Consider the following 10,789-nt stretch of genomic DNA (forward strand, 5'->3'; position numbering starts at 1 on the left):
GTGGTTTCCAGCATAACATTAGCAGGTCGCTTATGATTTAAATATCTAAAAGGCGAAGCATACGTTAAGAGCTTCGCCTTCATATTACAATTGATATCGTGAGAAAAGCAATTGTTAATGTTAAACTAATTGATCCCCTTAGACTAAACACCGCGTTAACTTTTAACGATTTTATGACTTAGGGCGGACAGGAAGAAAACTTCACTGTCATTTTGTTAGGTTAGAACTTCGAGTATTCAGAATTATCTTAGATGGGCCGGCGGTTAGATTGCGTAAGAAGCATTTCGCATTCAGGCGGGAACATATATTGGGATAAGGTAAAAATGTATAATTAGCTATTTAAATGTGTTGTATGAAACTTACTGTTAAAATCTTGGTCATTTTCGTCATTATTGTTCACCTCATGTTTTTTCTGCTTGAGGCGATAATATGGATGAACCCATTAGTCTATCAGACACTCATTACACTTCTTAATAATCCAGTGAGCCTCGATGATGCTACACAAGCAACAACGTTAAAAAATCTTTTTGTCAACCAGGGGTTTTATAATTTATTTCTGGCAATCAGCGGTATCGCTGGACTTTATTTTGTTGGAAAAGGGAAATTTACCGTGGGTTACACACTCATCTTGTTCCTTTGTTTTGCTGGAACGGGCGCGGGAATTGTCTTGGCTTTTAGTACGAAAGCGTATCTATTAGCTTTGATTCAGGGAGTGTCAGCGGCGGTTACCTTCTCTAAAGTACTTCCTTATTTCCGTATAGCTCAAAGTGAATCTTAATAGTGGTCTAGGTAAATGGGATGATTCAAGGTTACCACGCGAAGTTAATATAAGCGCTACAATGAAAAATAGGATTTCAAAAGCAGACCGGACAAAAGCGTTTATCATTGAAAAGGCATCAGACCTATTTAATATTAAAGGATACTCGGCTACTACACTCGCTGATATAATAGCTGTTACCGGCCTTAGCAAGGGTTGTATCTACGGGAATTTTGAGAACAAAGAAGAAATAGCCCTTGCCGCTTTCGATTATAGCTGTAGGCTAATATTTCAGCTATACGAAGATGAGATCAGTGATGCTTATACCTATCACGGACGCCTGATGGGCTACGCTAAGGTCTATGTCAAGATTACACAAGGACTTTTCATGAAAAGTGGCCGTTCTATACGGAACACTGCCTTTGAAACGGACGACACCCATCCGCTGCTAAAGAAAAAGGCAGCCCTTGCTTTTCAGCAGTGGCAACGGAAGCTGGAGCTGCAGATTGAAGGTGGGATAGCAACCGGCGAATTCAAAAAAGATGCTGCCATCGGGCGAATAGCGTTTTCGATCATCTCCATTGTTGAAGGTGGCTTGATGGTCGCTAGGACCACTGACGATCCTATGTCAATTAATTTCGTTCTTGTCACAGTAGAAAATATTATTAGTCAAATAGAGGAATAAACGTGTTCATATAATCCCGATGATATTCTCTGATCGGAACTGTTTTCTTCTTTGTAACGCCGTTTGTATTGTCGGCCGCATAATGAGATGCTAAATAAAAACTTAGTGATGCGTCTGCTAATCATTTAAAGATTTTGCCGGAAAATGCTACTGAATAAAGTAATTAAATCGGTTCAAATGCGAAATACAGTAAAGATTGTATGATTTCAATGTGGTAACTGTCTATACAATAGTATTTTATATAATGGCATTTTTATGGATTAATTTAAAATAATGGAAGATCAAAATTCAAGCATAAACATTAACCAAAATGGAAAAAATTAATTCAATCAAGCATGTAGTGCTTGAACTTATTTCAACATTTGACGAGTTCACAAAAAACCTGGAATCAGCAGCAGGCAAGTTTGATGAACCCGTTCTGCTGGAAATTGATGCAGACCCGGAGGGAGCCACGGCCAAAATGGAAGCCATGTCGGGGCGTGAAGGTTTGATGGTCTTTTCTCGTTTGGATCATGGACAGGTATTAAAACTTAATGGTATTGACGCGAAGTCTTTTGTTTACAGTATTGGTAATCCACTTGTAGCGGGATCAATGACTAAGATCAATATCGCCGCAGGGCTTTATGCACCAATTAGGGTAATTGTGTACCAGGAAAAAGGCCGCCCCTTAACTGTAGAATATGATCAGCCATCTTCGTTCTTCAGCCAATTTGGTGACAAAGTAGGCGCGGTAGGACTGGGGCTGGATAAAAAGCTTTATGATCTGATCATTTATGCGGATTTAGGAAACACAGATTTCTGTTAATTATATCATCATTTATACTACTTTATTTATGGAAAGAACATTTTTAGTCACAAAAGTGACCCAAAAAGTTGACTCAACATTTGAGAACTTTACTAAGAATTTCGAAGCTGCTATCGGACGCTTTTTAGTGCCTAGTGATGAATCGGTAGATACTGATCCCGAAGGCACGATCGAGACCATTAAAGCAAAGGCGGGAATGGAAAATATGTATATGTTTCCGACAGGAGATCCTGGACAAATGCTTCGCCTTCAAGGGGGAACCTATCGCGTGAAGCAATATGCATGGGGAAACCCGCTGATGGCCGGCAACCTCATCAAAATGAGTATCGGTGTAGCTTTATATGCGCCATTCCGTATGATCGTTTATGAGACCGATGCAAAAGAGGTATTTGTAGAGTACGACAAACCATCTACTTATTTTCATTTGTTCGATGAAAAGGTGCAGGCAATTGGTCTGGGGCTGGATGAGAAGCTTCAAAAGCTAATCACTCACTCTTCACAGATTTTATCCTAACAGCAAGGGAAGTACCAATAGCCAGGTATGCCGGAACTGCAAAACAGTGCCCCATACCTGTTTTTTTTACTGAGTTACTAATAATATGCAAGAAAATAAATCAAGATGGATCGCCCTGTTTATCGTTTTATTTGCCCCGCTACTTTCCGTCATTGATGTATTTATTATCAATATAGCGATCCCTGCCATTCGCCAGGGTATTCATGCGACGGAGAGCGAAGTGCAGTTGGTAATCGCCAGTTATTTGCTGGGTTATGCCGCATTCTTAATCACCGGCGGCAGGCTCGGTGACCATTTTGGCAGAAAAAGGATTTATTTACTGGGCATGTTGCTCTTCACAGCGACTTCTTGCTGGTGCGGACTGTCCAATTCGCCTTTAGAATTGAACATCGCCCGGTTTTTCCAGGGCGTCAGCGCGGCGCTTATGGTTCCGCAAACACTGTCTTTCATCCAGGTTTTATTTGTAGATCCGAAAGCCCGGTCAAAAGCAGTGGGCTGGTTCGGGTTTACTTTAGGAGTTGCCAGTATTGCGGGACAGTTTCTCGGAGGTTTTCTTACTTATTTCCATTTTTTCATGCCGGGATGGCGATTGATCTTTTTCATCAATCTTCCCCTTGGAATTATTGCATCACTTGGTGCCATAAAATACCTTAAAGAAACAGATGCCAACGCATCCAATAAATTTGACATTTCCGGCGTCGTCATACTAACGATCTCCTTGTTTTGCCTGATCATACCATTGATTCAGGGCCGCGAATATGGCTGGCCATGGTGGAGTTGGACCATCTTACTAATTTCAGCGGGGCTGTTCTACTTTTTTTTCAAAAACCAAAACAGTAAACGCCGTAAAGGCGAGTCTCCCTTAATAAATACAGACCTCTTAAAATTTAAAGATTTTAATATAGGCTTACTATGTGTTTTTTGCCTTTTTGTTTTTCACAATGCTTATTTACTCATCAGCACCCTGCTGTTTCAAAATGGTTTTCACTACAACCCATTTCAGGCCGGAAAGCTATTCGTCGTTTTCGGCATAGGCAGTACGATCTCATCCCTGTATTCCGGTAAACTAATCAGCCGGTATGGAAAGAAAGTTGTATTAACTGGTGTTCTATTCCTATTTGCATCTATTGGACTGCAACTTTATTTTTTCTCTTTCGGCTTTCATTCTCAAGCCTTTATTGCTTTAGTTTTGTTTATTCACGGCGCCGGTATGGGGGTGACCATTCCGTCAACCCTGAACATCACCTTAAAAAGCGTCCCTTCAGAGTTTGCAGGGGCTGCATCAGGATTATACTCGACCTTTCAACAGACTTCATCCGCGCTTGGAGTTTCACTAATAGGAGGCGTATTCTTCAGTGCAATGGGAAAATACAGTGATGCAGCCCATTACGTGTATGCATTTAAAGCAGCGGGCTTTTGTGAGCTGGCCACTCTGGCTATTATGTCTGCACTATTAATTATTATGCCTGGCAGAGCTGCTTCCGCGGTTCATAATGGCGAATAAACTTTGTAATAATGGGTCTGCTGGACAGGGTAAAACAAACCTGTCACATCTGGAATTGTTGCTATGCGTTGTCGAATATTCATAAGCTTTTCAGCTGTTGGGTGACGTTGAAAGTGAGTTAATTTAAATTATTTCAGCGATCATATTTTATGTAACTTGATATTTGATTATGAAATCCGGTATTCCGTCTTTTAAGCCGCAGTAAATGAAAGAAAATATTTTAATTGTTGAAGATCAATTCATTGAAGCTAACGACCTTCGTTCAATTCTTGAAAATGAGGGTTATTTAGTTTGTGGCATAGCAAGGTCAGTTGCGCGCGCATTAGAATTGATCAATAGCAAAGCACCGGACATCATTATTATAGACATTTTGTTACAAGGCGCCCCGACTGGAATAGACCTTGCCAGGCAAATTATGTCCAGGAACATACCTTTCATATATCTTTCAGCTAATTCCAATAATTCTACATTCATTGAAGCTAAACAAACGCAGCCGGATGGATTTCTTGTCAAGCCTTTTCGAAAGAAAGATATTTTGATTGCGCTTGAAATTGCTACCTACCGTAATCAGTTTAGAAGGGACCTTTTGGAACGTCACGCCAATTGGATAACTAATCTTCTTTCGGAAATCTGTATAAAACAGGTGGCCCCTGAGGAAAAACTTAGGCAGGGCATTAAAGCTTTTCAGCCATTCCTGCCGTTTGAGTTTGTTCTGGTTGATCTTAATTCACTAACTATACCACTATTAGGTTTTAATCGTATAAGTTTCGATCAATACGAAGCCATTGACATCATTGATTCTTTAGGTCAGCCAGCTTCCGTAAGAGATCATATTGAATTTCGGCGTTCCTATCCGCCAGGACAGCAGATTTTTTATCGGGACGACGTTGATTTTGAGAGTAATAGTCGGAATGGGAAAATCATGAAACAACTTGTTTCGACTTTTAACATAAAATCGGAATTAACCGTTCGTCCGAGTGGAACGAAAGAAACCGCGACATACATGTCGTTTTTTAGTTCTTCATTGGCTGCCTTCAATTATGAGCATACTAAATTGATCATCAGCTTGCTCCCGGAACTTAATTTATTCGTCAAGCATATTCAAGAACTTGCTTCCAAAACCAAACATAAATCTAGTTCAGGTCAGGTTTCTGATCTTACATCCTTAAGGCCGCTAACCTCGCAAATCATTGGAAAAAGCCCGAGACTACTTTATGCCCTTGATCAAGCTGTCCAGGTAGCGCAACACGAAACTTCAGTTTTAGTTTTGGGGGAGACCGGTGCTGGAAAGGAAGGGATTGTAAACATCATTCACCAGTTATCTCCACGAAAAAATAAGCCCATCATCAAAATTAATTGCGCCGCTATTCCTGAGACAATGGTTGAATCTGAACTTTTTGGTCATGAGCGTGGCGCTTTTACTGGTGCAGCCGAGCGGAGGATCGGGAAATTTGAGCAAGCTCAAGGGGGAACCGTTTTTCTTGATGAGATCGGAGAACTGCCAATGGATGTGCAATCAAAACTTTTGAGGGTTATCCAGGAAAAAGAAATTGAACGTTTAGGTGGACATCAGACGATCAAGATCGATATCAGAATCATCGCAGCTACTAACCGCAATTTGGAAAAAGAGGTCGCTCTGGGCTTTTTTAGAATTGACCTTTATTACCGGTTGAATGTATTCCCAATACTTGTTCCTTCTCTACGTGAACGAAAGGAGGACATTCCGGTACTTGTTAATTATTTTCTACGCGAACATGCAAAAACCACAGGGGAAACGGAAAAAATGCTGGACTCAGAAATGCTGCAAAAATTTATGGATTACTCCTGGCCGGGAAATGTCAGGGAATTAAAACATCTGATCGAGCGATTTGCAATCATGTCAAAGGGAAGTATTATTTCCGGGCTTCATATTCCGACTGAAAAGCTTGATGCTCCGATTACCCCCTTGCCTCCAGCAATAGGTTTTAAAAGTATTGATGAAGTGGAGAAAACGCACATTATGGCAGTGATTAAGAATTGTAAAGGGAAAATAGCCGGCCACGGGGGCGCAGCGGAAATTCTTCAAATTCCAGTAGCTACTTTACGATATAAAATGAAAAAGCTGGGAATCGGGTGGCATTATTTTCATGATGAGACACATTAATCGGAGGAAATAATATAGGTAAAAGTCACACTAATCTCAACCACGTATGCAAAGGTCTTTCGGCAAAGAAAAATTAAACCGTATTAGAAAATGGAGGTGTAGCTTATTCCTTTTATTTGCTTTATTATGTAAATCGGTCATTGCTTATGGACAGGATGATCAGGTTCAGATTGCGAGAAACTCACTGAGGATGCAACTTTGTTCTGGCTTTATAACTGTTGTTAAGGATGCCAGGGTAGATTTGGATAGTTCCCTCGTGTTCGCCAGTAAATATAGCGGTATAAGCAGGATACCAATTATATTAGAAGATATTGATCCCGGCTATTTTCAGGTAGATCTGAAATGGATGGATCGCGGTAGTCATGTCAATTTTGAAAAGAAAATCCAATTTCAAACAGGCAAGTTTCGTGCTCAAAATTTATTTTTGCTGGGCGCTTATCTTGCATTCAGCCCTGGGCTCAATACACCTAAAAATGATCAGGCCATTAAAATTCTCAATCTGGCCAGGGCTGAATTGTCCTCGCAACACTTAACAAATCTGACCGCTCATTGTCTTATTTTAACCGGGAAATGCTTTTTAAAAAAGGGCGATACCATTTCTGCGCTACAGTACTTCAAATTAGTAACGGAAAATAAAACGCTCAAAGCCGATAAGAGGATTTTAGCTAAAGCGCTGACTTATGAAGGAACATACTATCCTTTTTTACCGACCACGTCGCCGTTGCGCGTTGGTTTTCTCGAGTCTGCACTGAAAATTTACCAGGAATTAAATGATGCGATAAGCCAGGTCAATATTTTGCAAAATATCGGCTATCTAAATTTTGCGTCAGGAAAACTGGATAAAACGTCTGATGCTGTTTTGAAGGCCCTCGAGATTCAACGGGCGATTAAATTTCCATATACGCACTACACAACCGACCTGTTAAGTTTCCTCGCCTCTATAAAAGCAGATTATCCCCAGGAATTGGCCATTGCGTTGGAAACGGTTAAAACGGCTGAGGCGACAAGAGATAGCGTTGGATTGCCATTTTTTTATACACGGGTTGGCAGTGCCAATTCTGTAGCAGGAAACCATATCGCTGAAAGTAATGTCTGGTATAACAAAGCCCTGGCCGAGTTTACAAAATATGGTGGCGATGCAAGTCTTTATAGACTTTTTGGCAATCCAGATTATATCATTTACGGCCTCGGCGGGAGTAAAAAGCTCCTTCAAATGTTGAAAAGTATGTTGAAGAATTACCCACCCAGCAATACTGTTCAGCGAGAGGATCTTTATATTGTATTTGGTACTTGTTATGAAGATCTTGGGCAATATAAGCTTGCGGAAAAATACTACCTGAGTGCCGAAGCACTTACGAAAATTAACGACGTTTCCGAAGGTAACCGGGCGAGGGGATATATATACAGTCTGATTGGAAACTTTTACATTCACAATCATAATTATCAAAAAGCCAAGTTTTATATCTCAAAATATTTATCCAAGCAAAAAGGGCATGGACCGGAATGGATTTACCAGGTTGACGCCTATTGGGCATTATTTAAAATAGATTCAGCACAAGGTAAGTTTGACGCAATGAAGAACTTGTATAAGTACGTTGAACTGCGCGACAGGATGTACACTGAATCCAAAAATTTGCAGCACGAGGAATTGAATGTAAAATATCAAACATTGCAAAAAAAGAAGGATCTGGAAATGTACAAAGCGAGGAATCTGCTTCAACAACAACAGGCTGAAGCTTCGCGCAGGGTAATGTATATCGGCTTTGCCAGCCTTTTTATCATTATACTCTTTATTCTTGCCCGGTATGTAAGTAAACAGAAAAGTAATCGACTATTAAGTCTTCAAAAGGAAGAGATCGATAAGAAAAATCATTTATTGGAAACGGTTGTTATGGAAAAAGACGATCTGCTTATTTCAAAAGAGTGGTTATTAAAAGAGGTTCATCATCGTGTGAAAAATAACCTCCAGTTAGTAATGAGTTTATTAAACTCCCAGACGAATTACCTTAAGGATGAATCCGCCATGAAGGCGGTAATGGAAAGCAAGCACCGGGTCCTGGCCATGTCCCTTATACATCAGACATTGTACAGTTCGGAAAATGTTTCCAGTATTGAGATGAGCGACTACATTAAGACTGTGGTAGATTACCTGCAGGAGAGTTATGAAACGAAGACCAAGATCTATTTTGAGCAACAAATTGAGCCGCTAAGGCTTGATGTTAGTTTTGCTGTTCCAGTCGGGCTCATCCTAAACGAATTGGTCACTAATGCGATCAAGTATGCCTTTCCGATTGCAGCGCAACACCGCATAACCATATCATTTTTCAAATCAGCCGAACGTGAGGTAACACTCATCGTTGCTGATAATGGAAAAGGTTTGCCGGACAATTTCGAACCTTTAAACACCAAATCTTTCGGAATAACACTGGTCCGCGGACTTACCGACGACTTAAATGGCAATCTAACATTGGAGAATCGTTCAGGCACCACAGCGACATTGGTGTTTGCATATTCAGAAATGTTCAAGAAAGTGTCTTAAATAATCACGAAGGATGGGATTTTATCATCCTTCGTGATCATGCGTTAAGAAAATAGATTTAGATTCTTTTTTATATATTCTCTGACAGATATCGGCTTAGTTCCGGTGAGTTTTTCAACGTTGTCATTCATGCCGTTGGTTTCGCCGCTATTGAAATCTTTTGTAATCCCCTCAATATGCTGTATGAAATATGGAGTGAAATGGTTTGCCGCTAAGACTCCAGCAAATTGCTGCACCTCCATAGGCACAAAGTCGATCGGCCGGCCTAACTCTTCTGTAAGAATCTCTGCTACTTCCTGCTGGCTCAGTTCTTCTGGTCCGTAAAGTTCATAGGTTTGTCCCGCATGCCGGTCGGGGTCTGCCATGATTGTTGAAATTACTCTTCCAGTATCTTCTCCGGCGATAGGTGCATAGCTCGAATTAAAAAATGGCGTTAACAGGCGGTTATGGTGCTTTATCTCCGGAGCGAAATACATCAACCATTCCGCGAACAGCGTTGGACGTAAATGGGTAACGGGAATTCCGCTGTGGTCAAATAGCCTTTCCGATATCCAGTGATTTTGAGCGCCATGACTTGGAGATTCTCTTCTTGAGGTGCGTTGAGACATGTTCACGATATGTGCTACGTTAGCTTCCAGTGCCGCCTGGATAAAATATGCCGTTGCGTCTAGTATTCCGGGAACCTGTATAGGATAGACGAAGTAAGCGGCTGAAATGCCTTCCATAGCACGGCTGACTGAATCTAAATCTGTAAGATCACCTTCGACTATTTCTGCGCCAAGGCTCGCCAGTTCTTCGGATCGTTCGTCAGATTTGTGGACCAGTGCCCGTACCGGAATATGTTGTTTCAGCAATTCTGCGGTTGCAATGCTACCGGTGGCACCGGTAGCACCCGTTATCAGTATTTTCTTTTCCATTATTTTATTTTTAACGTCTATTATTGAGCAATTTTTATTAGCAGACTTGCTAATTTATCGGGCATAGACAGAAAAGGCGTATGGCTGCTGTTAAGGGAATATACTTCTTTTACGCCACTCGCGCTTACCATCTGGTGCTGAACTTCTATGCTGATAACGTGATCCTGTAAAGTGTGGACATAAGCTTTGTTCACTTTGCCAAAATTTTCATTTGTCAATGTTACCGGGTTAGTAAATGGAATGGCAGGCTCCACCCTATAGTTTTTCATTACAAGCGCCTGAGTTGCTGGTGATGAGTCAGCACAAAAAATATTAATAATGTTTTCATGCTTCACGTCAAGGGTAAGCTTATCAGCAGAGGGGATAAGGGACGGACCAAGCAACGATTTTGCGTCAGTCGAAGCAATGGCAAGTAATGATTGTCCGTTGGCCGGTAAGTATGCACCTACATAAATCAGTTTCTCGATTTTATCGGGATACGATTCAGCTACTGCAGAAATGATCATGCCGGCAAGGCTGTGACCAACTAATATCACCTTTCCATCGACGCTGTTGATGGCATCTGCGACTTTGCTTTTGTAAGCGTCCAGACTAAGCAATTGTGAAGCAGTCGTATCACTTCCATGACCCGGCAACTCAACTACGACCACTTTCGCGCCGGCTTTCTTTAATGATTTTGTCACATTTTCCCAAGCGTAAGGGGCCATCCATGCGCCATGGACAAGCACGAATGTCCTGCTCGTTTTTTCTGTTGGATTTTTCGGATTTTTGGCTGCCACAGAACCAAAGACTACTGAAATTAAAAGTAGTACGGATAAAGCTGTTGTTTTCATTTTTAATCAATTTAGACGGCTGTAAAATTTAATACCGCATTATTGACTTGTCCACTTTGGTGCCATGTTGTAAAGTGTTAATAATTAGCAAA

9 protein-coding genes are annotated in these 10,789 nt (G+C 41.0%); 7 read left to right on the forward strand and 2 right to left on the reverse strand.

Translation table 11 applies throughout. From position 1 onward, the window contains the following. Positions 1-352 precede the first annotated feature (352 nt). From AC1DYB_RS04170 to AC1DYB_RS04200, 7 genes are all read left to right on the forward strand, one after another. Positions 353-778: a DUF1304 family protein gene (locus tag AC1DYB_RS04170; protein ID WP_477432708.1), complete on the forward strand. Its 426-nt coding sequence runs from the start codon at positions 353-355 to the stop codon at positions 776-778. Positions 779-839: 61 nt separating this feature from the next. After that, positions 840-1,442 carry a TetR/AcrR family transcriptional regulator gene (locus AC1DYB_RS04175; RefSeq protein WP_477432710.1) on the forward strand — a complete coding sequence of 201 codons (603 nt, stop codon included), beginning with the start codon at positions 840-842 and terminating at the stop codon, positions 1,440-1,442. A gap of 310 nt (positions 1,443-1,752) precedes the next feature. Further along, positions 1,753-2,247, forward strand: a complete 495-nt coding sequence (locus AC1DYB_RS04180; RefSeq protein ID WP_477432712.1) for a DUF302 domain-containing protein — start codon at positions 1,753-1,755, stop codon at positions 2,245-2,247. A 28-nt stretch (positions 2,248-2,275) separates the two neighbouring features. Further along, positions 2,276-2,761: a DUF302 domain-containing protein gene (locus tag AC1DYB_RS04185; protein ID WP_477432714.1), complete on the forward strand. Its 486-nt coding sequence runs from the start codon at positions 2,276-2,278 to the stop codon at positions 2,759-2,761. A gap of 85 nt (positions 2,762-2,846) precedes the next feature. Next, positions 2,847-4,265: an MFS transporter gene (locus tag AC1DYB_RS04190; RefSeq protein WP_477432716.1), complete on the forward strand. Its 1,419-nt coding sequence runs from the start codon at positions 2,847-2,849 to the stop codon at positions 4,263-4,265. Between the two features lie 205 nt (positions 4,266-4,470). Next, a complete protein-coding gene (locus AC1DYB_RS04195; RefSeq protein WP_477432718.1) occupies positions 4,471-6,408 on the forward strand; it encodes a sigma-54 dependent transcriptional regulator in 1,938 nt (645 codons plus the stop codon). A 46-nt stretch (positions 6,409-6,454) separates the two neighbouring features. After that, positions 6,455-8,947: a histidine kinase dimerization/phosphoacceptor domain -containing protein gene (locus AC1DYB_RS04200; protein WP_477432720.1), complete on the forward strand. Its 2,493-nt coding sequence runs from the start codon at positions 6,455-6,457 to the stop codon at positions 8,945-8,947. 44 nt (positions 8,948-8,991) lie between these two features. On the opposite strand, the gene AC1DYB_RS04205 is transcribed toward AC1DYB_RS04200, so the two are convergent. Both AC1DYB_RS04205 and AC1DYB_RS04210 read right to left on the reverse strand, forming a co-directional pair. Continuing rightward, positions 8,992-9,864: an NmrA family NAD(P)-binding protein gene (locus tag AC1DYB_RS04205; RefSeq protein ID WP_477432722.1), complete on the reverse strand. Its 873-nt coding sequence runs from the start codon at positions 9,862-9,864 to the stop codon at positions 8,992-8,994. Positions 9,865-9,884: 20 nt separating this feature from the next. Further along, positions 9,885-10,697 carry an alpha/beta fold hydrolase gene (locus AC1DYB_RS04210; RefSeq protein ID WP_477432724.1) on the reverse strand — a complete coding sequence of 271 codons (813 nt, stop codon included), beginning with the start codon at positions 10,695-10,697 and terminating at the stop codon, positions 9,885-9,887. Positions 10,698-10,789 lie beyond the last annotated feature (92 nt).

This window comes from Mucilaginibacter sp. P2_A4 (assembly GCF_056405015.1).